Origin of the sequence: Exiguobacterium alkaliphilum, from assembly GCF_018138125.1 — a bacterium.
Classification (GTDB): domain Bacteria; phylum Bacillota; class Bacilli; order Exiguobacteriales; family Exiguobacteriaceae; genus Exiguobacterium; species Exiguobacterium alkaliphilum.
Map to the genome: position 1 here is coordinate 2300962 of NZ_CP073101.1, position 17989 is coordinate 2318950.

General features: G+C 53.6%; 12 protein-coding genes, 1 other RNA gene, 1 pseudogene and 1 other annotated feature. Of the genes and pseudogenes, 3 read left to right on the plus strand and 11 right to left on the minus strand.

Features of this window, described 5'->3' with window-relative positions:
• Positions 1-18: 18 nt before the first annotated feature.
• Both ssrS and KB235_RS11895 read right to left on the minus strand, forming a co-directional pair.
• A non-coding RNA gene (gene ssrS, locus KB235_RS11890) (6S RNA) lies at positions 19-205 on the minus strand.
• Between the two features lie 74 nt (positions 206-279).
• Positions 280-1494, minus strand: coding sequence for a DASH family cryptochrome (locus KB235_RS11895; RefSeq protein ID WP_211779734.1), 1215 nt, complete (start codon positions 1492-1494; stop codon positions 280-282).
• A 342-nt stretch (positions 1495-1836) separates the two neighbouring features.
• Here KB235_RS11895 and KB235_RS11900 point away from each other — a divergent pair, with 342 nt between their 5' ends.
• On the plus strand, positions 1837-2484 hold the full coding sequence (locus tag KB235_RS11900) for a YczE/YyaS/YitT family protein (protein WP_211779735.1): 648 nt from the start codon (positions 1837-1839) through the stop codon (positions 2482-2484).
• A 498-nt stretch (positions 2485-2982) separates the two neighbouring features.
• On the opposite strand, the gene KB235_RS11905 is transcribed toward KB235_RS11900, so the two are convergent.
• Positions 2983-4695, minus strand: a complete 1713-nt coding sequence (locus tag KB235_RS11905) for an ABC transporter ATP-binding protein (RefSeq protein WP_211779736.1) — start codon at positions 4693-4695, stop codon at positions 2983-2985.
• Positions 4696-4813: 118 nt separating this feature from the next.
• Between KB235_RS11905 and KB235_RS11910 the strand changes: the two genes are divergently transcribed.
• Positions 4814-5164, plus strand: coding sequence for an iron-sulfur cluster biosynthesis family protein (locus tag KB235_RS11910; protein WP_034809652.1), 351 nt, complete (start codon positions 4814-4816; stop codon positions 5162-5164).
• Positions 5161-5343: a hypothetical protein gene (locus KB235_RS11915; protein WP_211779737.1), complete on the plus strand. Its 183-nt coding sequence runs from the start codon at positions 5161-5163 to the stop codon at positions 5341-5343. Before KB235_RS11910 ends, KB235_RS11915 begins: the two co-directional genes overlap by 4 nt.
• A gap of 46 nt (positions 5344-5389) precedes the next feature.
• Here KB235_RS11915 and KB235_RS11920 read toward each other — a convergent pair whose 3' ends face one another.
• From KB235_RS11920 to secD, 8 genes and pseudogenes are all read right to left on the minus strand, one after another.
• Positions 5390-6532: a hypothetical protein gene (locus tag KB235_RS11920; RefSeq protein WP_211779738.1), complete on the minus strand. Its 1143-nt coding sequence runs from the start codon at positions 6530-6532 to the stop codon at positions 5390-5392.
• Positions 6533-6639: 107 nt separating this feature from the next.
• Positions 6640-8412 carry an aspartate--tRNA ligase gene (aspS, locus tag KB235_RS11925; RefSeq protein ID WP_211779739.1) on the minus strand — a complete coding sequence of 591 codons (1773 nt, stop codon included), beginning with the start codon at positions 8410-8412 and terminating at the stop codon, positions 6640-6642.
• A complete protein-coding gene (gene hisS, locus KB235_RS11930) occupies positions 8409-9689 on the minus strand; it encodes a histidine--tRNA ligase (protein WP_211779740.1) in 1281 nt (426 codons plus the stop codon). The genes aspS and hisS overlap by 4 nt, the downstream gene beginning before the upstream one ends.
• A gap of 39 nt (positions 9690-9728) precedes the next feature.
• Positions 9729-9964: a binding site (T-box leader), on the minus strand.
• 38 nt (positions 9965-10002) lie between these two features.
• Complete coding sequence (gene dtd, locus KB235_RS11935) at positions 10003-10446, minus strand: D-aminoacyl-tRNA deacylase (protein WP_211779741.1); 444 nt, start codon at positions 10444-10446, stop codon at positions 10003-10005.
• Positions 10447-10462: 16 nt separating this feature from the next.
• On the minus strand, positions 10463-12652 hold the full coding sequence (locus tag KB235_RS11940; RefSeq protein WP_211779742.1) for a RelA/SpoT family protein: 2190 nt from the start codon (positions 12650-12652) through the stop codon (positions 10463-10465).
• A 187-nt stretch (positions 12653-12839) separates the two neighbouring features.
• Positions 12840-13358 carry an adenine phosphoribosyltransferase gene (locus tag KB235_RS11945; protein ID WP_034809662.1) on the minus strand — a complete coding sequence of 173 codons (519 nt, stop codon included), beginning with the start codon at positions 13356-13358 and terminating at the stop codon, positions 12840-12842.
• 1 nt (position 13359) lies between these two features.
• Positions 13360-15654, minus strand: a complete 2295-nt coding sequence (gene recJ / locus KB235_RS11950) for a single-stranded-DNA-specific exonuclease RecJ (RefSeq protein WP_211779743.1) — start codon at positions 15652-15654, stop codon at positions 13360-13362.
• A gap of 102 nt (positions 15655-15756) precedes the next feature.
• Positions 15757-17974: pseudogene (gene secD / locus KB235_RS15860) on the minus strand (protein translocase subunit SecD).
• Between the last annotated feature and the right edge of the window lie 15 nt (positions 17975-17989).

The window sequence follows — 17989 nt, forward strand, 5'->3', positions numbered from 1 at the left end:
CGTTTTAATAAAAAATCGATGGGGCCCGGAGTGCCGTGACGATGCCCTGCTTTTGAACCTGCTTAAGCAGGTGGGTGACCTAGCGTCCCCTTCACAAGTCCTCCTGCACGTGATGAGGCAGTTGATCCGGATGGCAGTTCGGTCTCCCGTATTCAAAGTGTTGGCTCAAAATAACGAAGGCGGCTCTCGTACACCTCAGGTATCCCATCTGTTGATTTAACTATAGCTTGTCTGTAAAAAGAAGTCAATCAGAAACCATGACTTCTCGTGACAGTTTCGTCATAACCACGTGTTACGAAACGCACCGTTCGGGTCGTACGTTTCTTGTTGGCGCGCGATATTGAAGCGGCGGTCGCGCGAGTCGTTACCGACGCCCGCCTGATACGCCCAGTTCCCATAATTGCTCGCCACGTCGTAGTCAATGAGCCGCGATTCGAAATACGCCGCCCCGTAACGCCAATCTTGTCCGAGCTCTTTCGCAAAGTAGCTCGCGACGATTTGACGCCCTCGGTTTGACATCCATCCGGTCGCGTTCAGCTCGCGCATGAAACTATCGACGAAGTCGACGCCTGTCTCTCCTCGTTGCCAGCGGGTGATCACGTCTTCCTCGACGCGCCACGACTTTTCCTTCGAGCGGATGCCTTGGGCCCGGAAAAGCCGCTTACCCTGTTCGAGGGCCACCCATTGGAAGAACTCGCGCCAAAGCAACTCAAAATAAAGCCAATACGTCGACTCGTTCGCCCCGTGCGACGCCTCGTGTCGCTCGAGCTCATGCAGGACACGACGTGGCGACAGCGACCCGTTCGCAAGGTAAGCGGATAGTTTCGACGAATCGTCGACGCCAAACCCGTTGCGCGTCTCTTTGTACGTCCGAACCGGTCCGTTTACATAATGGGCCAATCGTTTCCGCCCGGCTTGTTCCCCGCCTCGAAACGGGAACGCCGAACGTTCGTCGATTTCCATCGGCTTCACGTCGACTGGAAACGCGACGGATGGTGTTGCATGTTGAAACGCGCGTTCAATCAAACGAGCCGGCTCAGATTCCATCTCGACTTTCTTTCGAAACTCGGTGAATAAAAAAGGCATCCGCTCAAAGGGAATTTCGTCCCGCGGATAAAGTGTGAATCCATCGAACGCTTGCCACTCGCCTTGCCAAGCCGTTGTCACTTCTCGTTCAATTTGACGTTCGTTGTAACCGATTGAGGATTGGAATAGTAGTCGATCGTTTGGATCAAAGACGTCTAGCGGATACCCGACATGGACGTAAAGCGGAATACTTAACACCTTCAAGGAACCGGACAAGTCATCGAGTGTCTCTTTTAAAAATTGAAGGCGGTGTCGTCCGAGTGGGACAACCCCATACGCGTTCTCCATCAACTCGTCCGGCCGGATAAAATAATGACCTTCAATCGGGTCGTCGTATCGGAGCGCCTCCTCGAGCGGTAAGTGATCATCGACACGAAGGTCGTTTCCATACCAAATGATTGTCTTCATCGTTACACCTCCACTCTCATTATGACGCCATCGTCAAACGACGAAACGGTCAAACCTGCAACGGATATGTTTTCAATTCTGCAACTCGTGGAATATATGTCTTTAGAAGAGAAAGGGGTGCTACAACATGGCTAGAAAAGGGAAATTCGGTACATTGATTAAAGTCGCGACGGCGGTCGCACCGTTCGTCTACGATTATTATAAAAAGAACAAGGCGAAAAAATCGCCGACACCTAAAAAATAATCACGAACGTTTCAGACTTCGTCTGAGGCGTTTTTTTCTTGCCTGCCGTTCGAATGTGATATGATGATGGAACATTTTAGGGAATCGAGGCGACACACATGCAGGCGGTATGGGTTCAATCTTTACGCATCACATTGAAGTGGACATTATTCATGGGCGGCTTGTTCCTGCTCGCCCTCGGGTCATCGATGATGATCACGGCCAATCTCGGCGTGTCGACATGGGACGTGCTCCATCTCGGCCTCGCCCGTCATACCCCCATCTCGGTCGGGACGATCATTCTGCTCGTCGGGCTACTGCTCGTCTTCGTCAAATATCTGCTCGACCGCATCCGTCCGCAGTTCGGGACCCTCGTCAACGCCATCTTCGTCGGGGTGTTCATGAACCTCATCCTCGACCACCATTGGCTGCCGCGACTTGACGGCATCGCCTTGAACGTCGGGTGGCTCGTCCTCGGCATCTTCGTGATTGGGATGGGGGCCGGACTTTACGTCGCCATCGGTTATGGAGCCGGCCCGCGTGACGGGTTGACGCTTGCCTTAGCGGACCGCTTCCAAACATCGGTCCGTATGATGCGGACGTGGATGGAACTGTCGGCCTGTCTGATCGGTTGGGTGCTCGGGGGACCGGTCTTCTTCGGGACGGTGCTCTCGATTTTCTTAATCGGTCCGTTCTTTCAGTTTTGGCTCGAACAGTTTCGTCGGCTCGTCTCCTTCATCGATCGGGCAAAAGTGGATCCGGCATAATAAAGAGAGGAAATCGGCTGTCGTCCGATTTCCTCTCTTTTGGTTCGAGAATCATTACAGATTATACGAGCAGGAAAGCCCATACCGGGCATAGCCCGCCTTTAGGCATGGGATGAACGTGAGTTCGGATGTGAAAAACATCCGACATTCGGGTATATATATCCCATAGACAAGTACAAGTCTCTAAAACGCCCGTGTCCATCGCTCCTTGAGAATCGTATCCGGTTCGGTCACGAAACCATGTGACCGGTAAAACGATGCCTGTCGTCATGCAAAAGACGCTAAAACATCAGGTGGACACACCTGTAACGACCTGTGGTTGATGGTAACAGTCAATCAGCCTGAGAACCTATATGGTCTGTCTCAGGAGGGGTGATGGCACACCCTCATCTGAAGGCTTGAGTAAAACAGAAATGGACTGCGCTCGCACAAGCACTTCAGAATCCCACTGCTTTAGCTGTGGGAGTGTCAAGATCTTTGCAAACTTGCTTAAAAACGTTATAACTGTTGGCGTCTCAAAAGTCCGGCGAAGACGCCACCTTGTTCACTCAGTTCGTCATGCGTCCCGTCCTCGACGATGCCGTCTGCCGTGACGACGAGGATGCGGTCCGCGTTCTTGACCGTCGCTAATCGGTGCGCGATGATGAGCGTCGTGCGATCAGCCGCGAGTTCATTGAGCGAGTCTTGAATAATCGCTTCTGTCTCGGTATCGAGCGCCGACGTCGCTTCATCTAGAATCAAAATCGGTGGATTTTTGAGGAACATCCGGGCGATGGCAATCCGTTGTTTCTGTCCGCCAGAAAGTTTTAAGCCTCGTTCGCCGATTTGTGTATCAAGCCCATACTGTAACTCGTCAACGAGCGAGTTCAAGTGCGCCTTCTCGACCGCATGCATGATTTCCTCGTCCGTCGCGTCGAGCTTGCCGTAGGCGATATTCTCACGGAGCGTCCCGGCGAACAAGAAGACGTCTTGTTGCACGATCCCAATTTGACGGCGGAGGCTCTCTTTCGTCATGTCACGGATGTCCATGCCGTCAATCGTGATTGCACCACCCGTGACGTCATAAAAACGTGGGATGAGCGAACAAATCGTCGTCTTCCCGGCACCGCTCGTACCAACGAGGGCGACCGTCGTCCCAGCCTGAATGTCGAGGTCGATATTCGTCAACACTTGGCGGTAGTCTGAATAGCCGAACGAGACGTTTTGGAAAGCGATATCGCCTTTCAGTGTCTTCACGTCGACCGCGTCCGGACGGTTCTCGATGTCCGGCGCCTCATCCAACAGTTGCGTGAAGCGTTTGAAGCCGGCCATCCCTTTCGGATACATCTCGAGGAGCGCCGTGATCTTCTCGATCGGTTTGATGAGCAGGTTCATGTAGAGGATGAACCCGACGAGCTGTCCATAAGACAGTTGACCTTGATACGTCAAGTACGCCCCGTAGACGAGGACGAGTAACGTCATGAGTCGCGTCGTGATATAAATGCCCGCGAGCGACTTACTCATGACACGGTACGCCTCGATCTTCGAGCCGCGATAGAAGTTGTTGTCTTTTTGGAACCGGTTGATCTCGAACGTCTCGTTCGTGAACGATTGGACGACACGTGCCCCGGAGACGCTGTCTTCGACCCGCGCGTTCACTTCGCCGATGTTCGTATACATCTTTTGCCACGCCTTATTCATGTTCTTGTTGGCGTATGTGATCATCGCGACCAAGAACGGAACGGCGACGACCGTGACGAGTGCGAGCTGCGGATCGATTGTGAACATGATCCCGAACGCGCCGAGGAGCGTCATGATGGCGATGAAGAAATCTTCTGGCCCGTGGTGCGCCACTTCGCCGATATCGAACAAGTCGTTCGTCACCCGGCTCATCAGATGGCCGGTCTTATGATTATCGAAGAATCGGAACGATTGTTTATGGATATGGGTGAACAGCTCTTCCCGCATATCGGTCTCGATGTTGATCCCGAGTTTGTGTCCCCAATAGTTGACGACGTATTGCATCATCATGGCGAGTATGTAAAGGATGAGTAGGCCGATGCTGACGATGATAATCCAGTTCCATTCCCCACCTGGCAATAGATCATCGATGAACCACTGGACGGCGAGCGGGAACCCAAGTTCGAGCAGACCGACGAGGATGGCGAATGAGAAATCAAGGATGAATAACTTCTTATGTGGACGGTAATAACTAAAGAAACGTGAAATCATGTCGTTTCCCCCTTCTAAACAAATAGTTTACGCCTTTTTGCAGGAAGTGGAAAATGGGAAGCACGTCTTTTTCAATCTTTTTTCAGTCGCGGTATAATACAAGTAAGGAGTGATACACATGAACGTACAGATTACAGACAGCGCCAAGGCACGCATCGACGCCTTGAAAGGTGAACGTGACGGACAGATGCACTTGTTTTATGAGACGGAAGGTTGTGGTTGCGGCAATAGCGGCATCTTCGAGATTCGCTACGTGACCGAGACGACATCGGAGGACGTCGAGATCGACTCGAACGTCGGACCGATCCTCATCAAAAACTGGACGAAAATCTTTTTGGACGAGGATATGATCATCGACTATCGTGACGATAAGCGGACGCTCGTCTTGAAGAGCAACGGCCAAGTGTTCAACTCGAACTTGCTCGTGACCGACGGGACCGGTTGTCAGTTGAACGTCCCGAGCCGATGAAAGAGGCGTTACGACATCATCCGGCCCTCTGGCTGTGGTTTCTCCTCAGCTTCGGACTCGGCTTGTTCGGCATTTATCTCGCCTTCACAGATTCCGTCTATTCGATGACGGCCGTGATCGCATCGCTGTTCGCTTTTGGATTTGCGCTTCAGCGGACGGCGAAAAAGATGGAAACATAATTAATAATGCGTCACTTCTAACCTTTTGACCAGAAGTGACGCATTTTTAATTGATATCAATCGTATTGAATGTGATCAAGCCACTATCTTTCAACACACCATAGGCCACACGCCCGTCGACGTAAATTGGTTTCGACGTCGTCCCGCTCGTGTTCGGTAACGTCGCTACACTTTCTTGGCCTAGGTCTGCAATCAACAACCGATTCATCCCTTCCCGGAAAAGGATCCGGTCGTCGTCTAGGAAACGAAACGCATCAAACGTTATTTTCGTCTGTGATCCTCTATATTCAAACGTCTGGGAAGAGGATTTCGAGACAAACTCCGCTCGGCCTTCTTTGCCGAGCGCGACATAATCGGTCCCCATCTCAAAATCAATCAATGCGCCCATCTCTTCGTCAAACGAACCATCGGTCGACACGAGCCTCGTCGTTTTGTCCCCTTGATCGAAAAAGCTCTGATGGATCAGCGCACCATCCACACTACCACGGTAGTCGAATGGGTATTCCCCGTCTCGTTTCTCCCCTTCTTGGAGCGTATACGTCCGTAACGCTTCAACCGACCCTATCGTCGGCGAATACTGCACCAGACTTGACGTCGTCACTGTCTCTGACGCCACATAGTCGACCCACATAAAGCCGTCTTCTGAAGTGACCACATAAGGAAGGGAGGTCTGAAACGCGCTGATGCCTTCGTAAAGTTCAGTCGGTTTCGTTTCACTCATCTTCATCCGAAAGATCGTCCAGGCAAAAGTTTCACCCTCAATCATGTCGTACTCGAGCCAAACCAACTCGTCATCGATGCCGACGAGATTGCCAATCGTTTTGGACGTTTTGTAAATCGATTGGTTCGTCGCTTGTTCCGTATCATAGACGAACACTTCATGCGCCGCCTCACCCGTCGTATACGTATAGACAATCCGCGTGTCGACGAGATGCTCCGATGCGATCATCGGTGTTTGATCAGCGAAGAATAGCGACAGGTCATACGTCATCATTTCCCCGACTGACTCGATTTCCCCGGCGCTAGACAACAAAATCATGTCCTCATGATCTGGAACTGATTTTGTCACCGTCTCATCGACGGATTTCTTGGTTTGTGGTGTTGCTTTCGATTCTGCGAAGCAACCGGACAAAGCGATCGACACGGCCATCGTGAGTCCGACCCATATCATGCTTTTGTTTCGTTTCATAATTACCCCTACTCCACATACATTTTATTCCATAATCATAACATCATTTCCCTTCTTTAGATATATGAAAAAAGACCCGCCAATTGACGGGTCCTTGTGACTAACACTTATTTCTTCTCTTTCACGGCTGTGCGAATCGACAACTCCTCGAGTTGTGCGTCCGCGACCGGGCTCGGTGCTTGTGTGAGCAAGTCGCTCGCCGACGCCGTTTTCGGGAAGGCGATCGTGTCACGAAGGTTCGAACGACCCGCGAGGATCATGACGAGACGGTCGAGACCGAGCGCGATACCCGCGTGTGGCGGTGTGCCGTATTCGAACGCTTCGAGCAAGAAGCCGAACTGGTCGACCGCTTCTTGTTCGGTGAAGCCGAGCAATTTGAACATCCGCTCTTGAATGTCACGCTCATAAATCCGTTGCGATCCGCCACCGAGCTCATAGCCGTTCAAGACGAGGTCATACGCGAGGGCGCGAACGCTCGCAGGGTCCGTCTCAAGCAAGTGGAGGTCCTCACGGTTTGGCATCGTGAACGGGTGGTGGTTGGCGTAGAAACGGCCGTCTTCTTCTTCGAACGTGACGAGTGGGAAGTCCGTCACCCAAAGGAAGTTGAACTTCGACTCGTCGATCAGACCGAGTTCATGTCCGAGCTTGACGCGAAGCGCGCCGAGGCTGTCCGCGACGACAGTCGGTTTAGCCGCCACGAAGAGGAGAAGGTCGCCCGCTTCCGCATTCGTCGCTTCGATCAACTTCTGCGCGTACGTCTCGTCGAAGAACTTGGCGATCGGTCCGTTCAAGCCTTCCGATGTCACTTTGAGCCACGCGAGGCCTTTCGCACCGTAAACGGCCGTGAACTCTTGAAGCTTATCGATGTCCTTACGTGAGAACTTGTCGGCTTCCCCTTTAACGTTGATTGCTTTGACGTGGCCGTTCGACTCGAGCGCCATATCGAACACTTTGAAGCCGGCTCCCGTGACCGCTTCCGCGACATCGATGAGTTCAAGTCCGAAACGAGTGTCCGGTTTGTCTGAACCGAAACGGCGCATCGCTTCCGCATAAGTCATCCGTTCAAACTTCGCTGGCGTGTCCGTCCGACCAAGCGTCGCTTCCATCACTTGTGCCATCATCGATTCCATCATCGCCATCAAGTCTTCGACGTCCATGAAACTCGTCTCGATGTCGACTTGTGTGAATTCCGGTTGACGGTCAGCCCGAAGGTCTTCGTCACGGAAGCAACGTGCGATTTGGAAGTACCGATCGAACCCGGCTACCATCAAGAGTTGTTTGAAGAGTTGTGGAGATTGTGGGAGCGCATAGAACTCACCGCCGTGGACACGACTCGGGACGAGATAGTCACGCGCGCCTTCCGGTGTCGACTTCGTCAAGATCGGTGTCTCGACTTCAAGGAACTCTTCTTCCGTCAAGAAGTTACGAATCGTGTTCGACGCTTTTGAACGGAGACGGAACGTCTCTTGGAGCGCCGGACGACGGAGATCAAGATAACGATACTTGAGGCGAAGGTCTTCCGATACGTTCTCAGCCTCGTCCCCGATTGGAATCGGTGTCATCTTCGCTGCGTTCAAGATGTTGATTTCTGAAGCGATGACTTCGATGTTCCCCGTCGGCATGTTCGGGTTTTTGTTCTCACGCTCAAGGACTGTTCCTTTAATGTCTAACACGTACTCGCTTCGAATCGACTCGGCGAGTTTATGAACCGCCTCGTTTTCTGGGCGGACGACGACTTGGACAATGCCTGTGCGGTCACGGAGGTCGATGAAGATGAGCCCTCCGAGGTCACGACGTTTTTGAACCCATCCTTTCAATTGTACGTCTTGGCCAATCAGTGACTCGGTCACGCGGCCGTTCATATGTGTGCGTCCAATCATTGTGCTGCTCCTTCCGATAGTTCACGAATTTTGTCTGCGACGGCCGAGAGCGGCACGTCGACTTGTTCCCCTGTCGCCATCACTTTGAGCGACGCCGAGCCGCGCTCGACTTCATCGTCACCGAGGATGACGGTAAATTTCGCCTGCAAGCGGTCGGCTTGCTTGAATTGGCCTTTGAACTTGCGGCCGAGGTAATCACGGTCCGCCTTGAATCCTTCAATACGAAGGAGTTGCAACAGACGGGTCGCTGTCACTTCGACGTCTTTCCCGCCTTGGGCGACGACGAAGACGTCAAGTCCTGTCTCGAGTGCCGGGAGCACCCCTTCGTTCTCGAGAGCGAGGATGAGACGCTCGAGTCCGATCCCGAAACCGATGCCCGCCATGTCCGGTCCACCGATGTCTTGAACGAGACCGTTATAGCGTCCCCCGCCGCAAAGCGTCGTGATGGCGCCGAAGCCTTCTGCCTCGGACATGATTTCGAACGCCGTGTGCGTATAGTAGTCGAGCCCGCGGACGAGCGTCGGGTCGACGACGTAGGCGACGCCGAGCGCATCCAAGTGTGCGAGCACTTTCTCGAAGTACGTCTTCGACTCCGCGTTCAAGAAGTCGAGGATTGACGGTGCCGTCTTCATCGACGGGTGGTCGCGGTCGACTTTGCAGTCGAGCACGCGGAGCGGGTTTTGGTGAAGCCGCGTCTGACAGTCTTGGCACAGTTCATGCGCGACCGGCTCAAAGTGGCGGATGAGCGCTTCGCGGTGCGCGTTCCGACTCTCGGCATCCCCGAGCGAGTTGACGACGACTTTGATTTTCTTCAAGCCGAACGACTTGTAAATCGAGTAGGCGAGGCTGATGACCTCGGCATCGACGGCCGGGTCACTGCTGCCGATCGCCTCGACACCGTATTGGTGCAACTGACGGAAGCGACCTTTTTGCGGACGCTCGTAGCGGAACATCGGTCCCATGTAGTACAGTTTCGTCGGCTGGTCTGGGCTACCGAACAGCTTGTTCGTGACGAAGGCGCGAACGACCGAAGCCGTCCCTTCCGGACGGAGCGTGTACTCGTCCTTACCTTTTTTCACGAGCGTGAACATCTCTTTTTGGACGATGTCCGTCGTCTCACCGACGCTTCGTTTAAATAGGTCGGTCGTCTCGAAGATCGGGGTACGAATCTCTTTATAGTTGTAACGGGCGCTGATGTCGCGTAATTTCGCTTCGACATATTGCCACGTCTCGACCGTGCCCGGGAGCAGGTCTTGTGTGCCGCGTGGTGCTTTCATCTAAATTCCCTCCTTAAAATACAAAAAGGCCCTCGTCCGCAAAGGGACGAGAGCCTGTTAAAGTTTCCCGTGGTACCACCCTCGTTGCAGAGCCAATGCTTGAAACTCTGCCACTCGAAATCGGTTAACGCCCGATGAAACGGCTTCCCCTACTCTACGTTCAAGGAAGCACCTCCAAAGTGTCGTTCGGGTCATCATCCAGACGATGCTTTCAGCCGCGGCATCGATCTCTTTACTGGTGGGGTGACCGTACTCTTCTTTATCAAAGGTGTTAGGTTATATGCTTCATCATGCCGAATCACGCCTCGTTCTGTCAAGCGTTTTTTTCGAGCATAAGTGTGACCGGCCCGTCATTGACGAGCGCGACATCCATCATCGCCCCGAACTTCCCGGTCTCGACGACGAGCCCGTGCGTCCGCAGCCGGTCATTGAACTTCTCGTAAAGCGTCTCTGCGATATCTGGCTTCGCCGCTTGCGTGAACGCGGGACGGCGCCCTTTTTGCGTATCACCGTACAGCGTAAATTGGGACACCGACAACACTTTACCGGCGACATCTTGAATTGATAAGTTCATCTTCTCATCCGCATCTTCGAAGACGCGGAGTCCGGCGACTTTGTCGGCGAGCCAGTTCACTTCTGTTTCGGTATCCTCGTGGGTTACCCCGACGAGGAGAAGATAGCCGACATCAATCTTGCCGACGATTGTCTCGTCCACCGTGACCGATGCTTCTTTCACTCGTTGCAACAATACACGCACTGAAATCTTCCTTTCGTCACGTCATCATGACTCGGCTGACCGAGTACACGTCCGAAATCTGTTTGATTCGGTCGACGACTTTTTGCAGATGGTTCACGTTCGGAATCGAGATCGTCATCGAGATGCGGGCCTGTTTGTTCGTATCCCCGCGACCGCTGACCGCCACGATGTTCGTGTTCGTCGCCGAGACGGCTTGAAGCACATCGTTCAAGAGACCAGACCGGTCGTATCCCGTGATCTCGATGTCGACGTTATAGTTCTTCTCTTTCGCTTGTCCGGCTTCCCACTCGACGGTGAGAAGGCGTTCCGGGTGTTGCTCGTTGATGATGTTCAAGCAGTCTTTCCGGTGAATCGAGACGCCACGTCCGCGCGTGATATAGCCGACAATCTCATCGCCCGGCACGGGGTTACAACACCGGCTCATCCGGATGAGCATATTGTCGATCCCTTTCACCGTCACGCCGGCCTCGGCCGTCTTCTTCTTCGGCGACTGGCTCACTTTCAGCTCGTTGATCGCATCAGACAGTTCGAGCTTCGGCTCTTTCCGTTGCTTCTCCGTCAACTTATGTGCGACTTGGGCCGCGGTGATGCCGTGATAGCCGACAGCCGCATACATCTCTTCCTCGTTCCCGAAGTTGAACTTCTCGACGACGACGGCGAGCGCTTGATCGTCGATGACTTCTTTCGGTTCAAAGCCGAGTTTCTTAATCTCGACCTCGACGAGCTCTTTCCCTTTCTCGACGTTCTCTTCGCGCTGTTGGCGTTTGAACCATTGACGAATCTTATTTTTCGCTTGGCTCGAGACGGCGAGTTTGAGCCAGTCCTTGCTCGGCCCGTAACTGTGTTTCGACGTGATGATCTCGATGATGTCGCCGGTCTCGAGTTTATGGTCGAGCGGCACCATCCGTCCGTTCACTTTCGCACCGGTCATCCGGTGACCGATCTCGGTGTGAATCCGATACGCGTAGTCGATTGGGACAGAGCCTTTCGGCAACTCGAAGACGTCGCCTTTCGGTGTGAAGACGTACAGCATGTCGCTAAAGAAGTCGACTTTGAGCGACTCCATGAACTCTTCGGCGTCCGTCGTATCTTTTTGTAACTCGAGAATCTCGCGAAGGTGGGCGATTTTTTCATCGAACCCGTTCGTCGCGACGTTTTTTCCTTCTTTATACGCCCAGTGCGCGGCAATCCCGAACTCGGCGATGAAGTGCATGTCTTTCGTGCGAATCTGCACTTCGAGCGGTTCACCTTTCGGTCCGATTACAGTCGTGTGAAGCGATTGATACATGTTCGGTTTCGGCATGGCGATGTAGTCCTTGAAGCGCCCTGGCATCGGTTTGTATTGCGTATGGATGATCCCGAGGACGGCGTAGCAGTCACGAATCGAATCGACGATAATCCGAACAGCCATCAAGTCATAAATCTCGTTGAATTCTTTTTTATGCTTCACCATTTTATTATAGATGGAATAGATGTGTTTCGGACGTCCGTTCACATCGGCCTCGATCGACACTTCTTCGAGGACTGCGTTCACTTCCTTGATGACCGACGTGACGAGTGCTTCTCGCTCGGTCCGTTTCTGCTTCATCATCGAGACGATCTTGTAGTATTGCTGCGGGTTGATATAACGTAACGAAATATCTTCGAGCTCCCACTTGATCGTCGAGATCCCCATCCGGTGTGCGAGCGGGGCAAAGATTTCAAGCGTCTCTTCGGCCTTTTGGACCTGTTTCTCTTTCGGCATATGTTGAAGCGTCCGCATATTGTGCAATCGGTCGGCGAGCTTAATCAAGATGACGCGCACGTCTTCTGCCATCGCGATAATCATCTTGCGATGGTTTTCGGCGAGCTCTTCTTTCTTCGATTTATACTTGATTTTCCCGAGCTTCGTGACGCCATCGACGAGCATCGCCACGTCCGCACCAAATTCATCCGCCAACTCCTTGAGCGTCACGTCCGTGTCTTCGACGACGTCGTGCAGGAGCGCCCCGATAATCGTCGTCGCGTCGAGTCCGATATCGACGAGAATCCCGGACACTTGGACCGGGTGGAGGATGTAAGGTTCGCCGGAACGTCTGAACTGACCGGTATGATGGCGTTTTGCGTATTCGTAAGCGCGCTTCACTTCGGCAATGTCGTCTTCACCCATATACTCCCCGAGCGCGTCGAGAAGGTCCTCAATACTTACGATTTGTTTTTTGGTCATAACATTCGACACCCTTTTTCTTACCGCCCCAATCGTCTCGGATTCGACGCAGCATGGTAGTAGTGAACGTACATGTACATTCTAATTTTACTTACTATTATCAAAAAAATCTGACGACCTGTCAAAGGTTGCGGGTTATTTTACTCAAAAACTATTCAAAAAAGGGAAGCGTTCGCTTCCCTTTCAATCAATCTTCGTAACGGATGAGCGAGAAGACGTCATATCCTTCAAGACGCTCACGTCCGCCGAGGCCGTCAAGCTCAATCAAGAACCCGATTCCCGCGACGACACCGCCGAGTTGTTCGATCATTTTGATTGTCGCTTCAATCGTTCCACCTGTCGCAAGCAAATCGTCCAAGATGACGACTTGTTGACCTGGTTTGATTGAATCTTTGTGCATCGTCAAGATGTCCGTCCCGTACTCGAGACCGTAAGCGACACGCACCGTCTCGCGCGGCAATTTGCCTTCTTTACGGACCGGTACGAAGCCGAGCTCGAGTGCGTATGCAGCCGGGCAACCGACGACGAATCCACGCGCTTCAGGGCCGGCGATGAGTTCTGCGCCGCGCTCCTGTGCGTAAGTGACGAGTTCGTCGACCGCTTTCTTATACGCGACACCGTCTTGCATAAGTGACGTGATGTCTTTGAAGCTGATTCCTTCTTTCGGGTAATCCGCTACTTCTTTAATATGTTGTTTGAAATCCATTTTATGAGTAAGCCTCCTGCATCTTGTTCGATCGCAACGTTTGTAACCGCTCTTTCAGTTCCGCCAACGACGCATAGACGTAACGCTCTTCGAGTTGTTGTTTCCCGACTCGACGTTTGTAGCATGGCGCTTCCGTCAAATCACGCTTCGGCGCTTCCGGATTTACTCCAGGCAGTCCGTCTTCCATTGTAACAAGAAATTCGAGTTCAGAGAATACTTGATGCATAAATTGAATCGTATTTTTTGACCATTTTCGCTCGATTGACAGGCGAATCAAGTTTTCACGCAAGTTTTTCCGTTCGCACGTCGCCATGTGGACGTAATATGTTCGGAAATCCTCCCGTGTCGGCAACTTCTCGAACAGCGAGTCGCCTTGACCGAACGCACAGTACACACGCTCGACTCCGTCATGGAGTCGGTCCGCGAGTTCAGATTCATCGTCCGGCAAGTCGAGCAAGACGACGAAGCGGTTGAGCGGCTCGTCACCTTCGTGGAGCGGGAACGGTTTAGACGTCCCTTGGAACGAGACGAATGACGTCGCATCTTTCGGCAACTCGTCGAGCTCTTGGAGCGACTTCTTCTTGCCGCGATAGTCGAACACTTGGAAATCGTCGACGCGCATATCTTGAATCATGAGTTGTGGTTTGCGCATCCCGTTCCATTCGTTCACCTGGAGGCTGCCCATGAGCGAGACGTGGGCCATCTTCGAGATTTCCGAGATGACGTGCCCAAAGCCGAACCCGATGCCGTCGAGTTCACGTTTGTCCCCGGCGAGCTGCACTTTCAAGTGTGAGTTGTCCCGGCCGATTTGGCGGATGTCCCGCAGCCGTGCGTCCGCGACGACGACACGCGGTGACGGGTTCCCCATCCCGAACGGGGCGAGCTTGTTAATCTCGGCGATCAACTCGAGCGTCACGTCGTTCACGTCGAGCTTCAAGTCGACGTTGACCCGGGCGACGAACGTCTCGTCCGGGATCGTTTCTGCCTGTTCGTTCAATCGTTTCCGGAGCTCGGCGACGTTCTCAGACAAGAGCGTCATCCCGGCCGCGGCCGGGTGTCCACCGAAGTGCGGGAGGATGTCTTCATTTTTCGACAGCTCCTTGAACAAGTCGAAGCCGTCAATCGAGCGGCCAGACCCCTTCGCCTTCCCTGTCTTCGGGTCGTGACAGAGCAAGATGACCGGGCGGTAATACGCCTCGACGAGTCGTGACGCGACGATTCCGACGACGCCAGGATTCCAGCGCTCGCTTGCGACGACGAGGACGCGGTCGTCCGTCATCGAGGCCTCGACGAGCTCGGTCGCCTCTTTCGCAATCGTCTTGACGATATCTTGGCGCTCTTTATTTTGTTTATCGAGTTGCTGCGCGAGCTCGAGCGCTTCGGCTTCCGTCTCGGCGAGAAGCATCTGCAAAGCCGGCATCGCGGAGTCGAGGCGTCCGGCTGCATTGATGCGAGGCCCGAACGCGAAGCCGACCGACTCCTCGGTAAGCGGCGCGTCCGTCAACGCGCACACTTCGCGCAACGCAAGGATACCGGGCCGTTTCGACTCGTCGAGCGCCTTCAGGCCGAGCTTCGCGAGGAGACGGTTCTCCCCGTCGAGCGGCACGAGGTCAGCGATCGTTCCGAGGACGGCCAAGTCGAGGAGCTCTGCCGGCATGCGGCCGAGCACCGCATGGGCGACCTTTAAGGCGACGCCGGCACCGGCCAACTTGTCGTACGGATAGGTAGCATCGATGTGCGGATGAATGATCGCGAACGCGTCCGGGAGCGTCTCTTTCGGCTCGTGGTGGTCGGTGAGAATCAAATCGACCCCGAGCTCTTTTAAGAGTGCCGCCTCTTCAATCCCAGAGATGCCGCAGTCGACCGTGATGATGAGCGTGAACCCTTCATTCGCGGCCCAACTGAACGCCTCTTTGTTCGGCCCGTACCCTTCTGTGAAGCGGTTCGGGATATAGCATTCGGCCATGACGCCAATCTCGGTCAAGGCGTGCCACATGACGGCCGAGGCGCTGACGCCATCGACGTCATAGTCCCCGTAGATGAGGACCATCTCGCCGTCGTCCGCGGCCCGTTTGATGCGCTCGACGACTTTCGTCATCTGTTCGAATAAGTATGGATCGTGAAACGTGAGCTCGTCCTCGACGTGAAGAAACGCGCGCGCCGCCTCGACGTCAGCGTGCCCCCGCTCGACGAGCAACGTCGCGAGTTGAGGCGATATATTTAATTCGGTTTGGATTCGTTCAATCGCGGTCGCATCCGTCTCCGGATACACCCACCGTTTTTTTGCATGATACATGTCCTTCACTCCAATCAACTGTTGATTATATCAGAAGGAGCGAACGATGTGCCGTCTTGACATTTAAAAAGGTCCCCCGACCGAAGTCGGGAGACCATTGAATCACGCCTCTGGGGCGGGCTCTGCTTTCTTTTTGTTGAGCGTCATTTTTTTCAAAAGGAGCCAGAGGTATGAGGCGATGAAAATCGACGAGTACATACCCATGAACAGACCGACGAGAAGCGCGACCGAGAAGCCGCGAATCGATTCGGCGCCGAACACGTACAACGCGAGCGCCGTCAGAAGGACGGTGATGACCGTGTTGACCGAGCGGACGATCGTCTCTTGAATCGACTGGTTGATGATTGAACGGTAGACGTCCATCGATTTGATTTTCCGTTCTTTCTCATACGCCTGAATGTTCTCACGGACACGGTCGAACGTAACGATCGTATCGTTGACCGAGTAACCGATAATCGTCAAAATCGCAGCGACGAAGTACAAGTTGACTTCGATGCCAAAGATGGAGAACGCGACGATCATGAAGAAGGCATCATGAAGCATGGCGACGACAGTCGCGACCGCATACGAGAACTCGAAACGGAACGTAATATAGAGAATAATCCCGAGCGACGCGAGTGCGACCGCATAGATGGCGTTTCGGGCGATGTCACGACCGACTTCGGCCGAGACGGTGCTGATGTTCGGGTCGCTTCCGAACGTCTCCGTAAAGACGTCTTTGACAGATGCGACGTCTTGTTGCCCGAGCTGTCCGACGAACGTCACGTTCGCGAGCGTGCCGCCCTCCGCGTATTGGACCGACGAGATCGATTCGTCGACGCCCGCCTCGCGGAACGCTGCCTCGAGTTCTTCTTGTGACACTTGTGTCTCGGTTTGAACTTCAACCCGCGTCCCAGACGCGAAATCAATCCCGAGGTTGAGGCCACGGAACAACAAGATGCCGAGACCGATGATGACGATGGCGCACGAGACGAGGAACATCGTACGCATATGTTTCACATAGTTCCATTCAGTGAGCTTAAAGTTCACGGATTTCACTCTCCTTCACACCAAACCATCCTTTGCGTTTGTCGAACAGACGACTTGAAACGAGGAGGTGCATCAAATAACGTGAGATGAAGACGTTCGAGATGAACGTCATCGCGATTGAGATCATGAGCATGATCGCGAAGCCTTTGACCGAGCTCGTCCCGAAGTAGAACAAGACCGCGGCCGAAATGAGCGTCGTCAAGTTGGCGTCAATGATCGTGCTAAGCGAGCGGCGGTTACCGGCACGGAACGCCGACAACACCGATTTCCCAGAACGGAGCTCATCTTTGATTCGCTCTGCCGTGATGATGTTCGCATCGACCGCCATCCCGACACCGAGGACGAGTGCGGCAATCCCTGGCAGCGTCAACACGGCGTTGATGCCGTTAAAGAACAGCATGATCAAGTTGATATAGAGCACGAGCGTGATAATCGAGACGAGGCCCGGCAAACGATAGAAGAACAACATGAACAAGAAGACCGCGGCAATCCCGATTAAGGACGCGAAGATCGTCTTGTCGAGGGCGTCTTGGCCGAACTGGGCCGAGACCGACGTCGAGTAAATCTCTTCAAGTTTGACCGGGAGCGCACCGGCGTTCAAAATGTCAGCAAGACGTTGACCGCTCTCGGCGTCAATCCCGCCACCTGAGATGATGGCCTTGTCTGACAAAATCGGAGACGTGACGGATGCGTCCGAGACGATCTTCGAATTCTCTTTTTGAATCTCTTCTTCATATGTGTCGCCTTCTTCATAGTCTAACCAGATGACGAGACGGTTTTCTGGTGGTTGACGCTGCGCGATTTGCGATGTCACTTCACCGAACTTATCGGCCGACTGAAGCGTCAACTCAACGACCGGCTGGCCTTGTTGGTTATAGCTGAGGGCGGCCCCGCGCGGTGCGAGGTCTTTCCCGTCGAGGAGGACGTTGTCATCGATGTCACGGAACGTGAGCTGCGCTGTCGACGACAGCACTTCCCGCGCATCGTTTTGGTTCGATACGCCCGCGAGCTGGACGCGGATTCGGTTGCTGTCCTCGATGCGGATGTCTGGTTCCGATACCCCGAGGACGTTGACCCGGTTATTGATGGCGCGAACGGTTGCATTCATCGCCGACTGGTCGATGACGTCCCCGTCTTCGAGTGGCTGTACTTCATACAGCACTTCGAACCCGCCCTTTAGGTCGAGACCGAGGTTCGTGTTCTTCACGACCCACGGCGCCGTGAAGACGGCAAGTAGAATCGTTGCAATCATGATGACCGCAAAGATCGCGATATTCCCTTTTTTGTACATACGACAATTTCCTTT

Bases quoted from the DNA above. Each gene is read 5' to 3' on its own strand.
- KB235_RS11895 (WP_211779734.1), bottom strand. From the start codon at position 1,494: ATGAAGACAATCATTTGGTATGGAAACGACCTTCGTGTCGATGATCAC.
- KB235_RS11900 (WP_211779735.1), top strand. From the start codon at position 1,837: ATGCAGGCGGTATGGGTTCAATCTTTACGCATCACATTGAAGTGGACA.
- KB235_RS11905 (WP_211779736.1), bottom strand. From the start codon at position 4,695: ATGATTTCACGTTTCTTTAGTTATTACCGTCCACATAAGAAGTTATTC.
- KB235_RS11910 (WP_034809652.1), top strand. From the start codon at position 4,814: ATGAACGTACAGATTACAGACAGCGCCAAGGCACGCATCGACGCCTTG.
- KB235_RS11915 (WP_211779737.1), top strand. From the start codon at position 5,161: ATGAAAGAGGCGTTACGACATCATCCGGCCCTCTGGCTGTGGTTTCTC.
- KB235_RS11920 (WP_211779738.1), bottom strand. From the start codon at position 6,532: ATGAAACGAAACAAAAGCATGATATGGGTCGGACTCACGATGGCCGTG.
- aspS (WP_211779739.1), bottom strand. From the start codon at position 8,412: ATGATTGGACGCACACATATGAACGGCCGCGTGACCGAGTCACTGATT.
- hisS (WP_211779740.1), bottom strand. From the start codon at position 9,689: ATGAAAGCACCACGCGGCACACAAGACCTGCTCCCGGGCACGGTCGAG.
- KB235_RS11940 (WP_211779742.1), bottom strand. From the start codon at position 12,652: ATGACCAAAAAACAAATCGTAAGTATTGAGGACCTTCTCGACGCGCTC.
- KB235_RS11945 (WP_034809662.1), bottom strand. From the start codon at position 13,358: ATGGATTTCAAACAACATATTAAAGAAGTAGCGGATTACCCGAAAGAA.
- recJ (WP_211779743.1), bottom strand. From the start codon at position 15,654: ATGTATCATGCAAAAAAACGGTGGGTGTATCCGGAGACGGATGCGACC.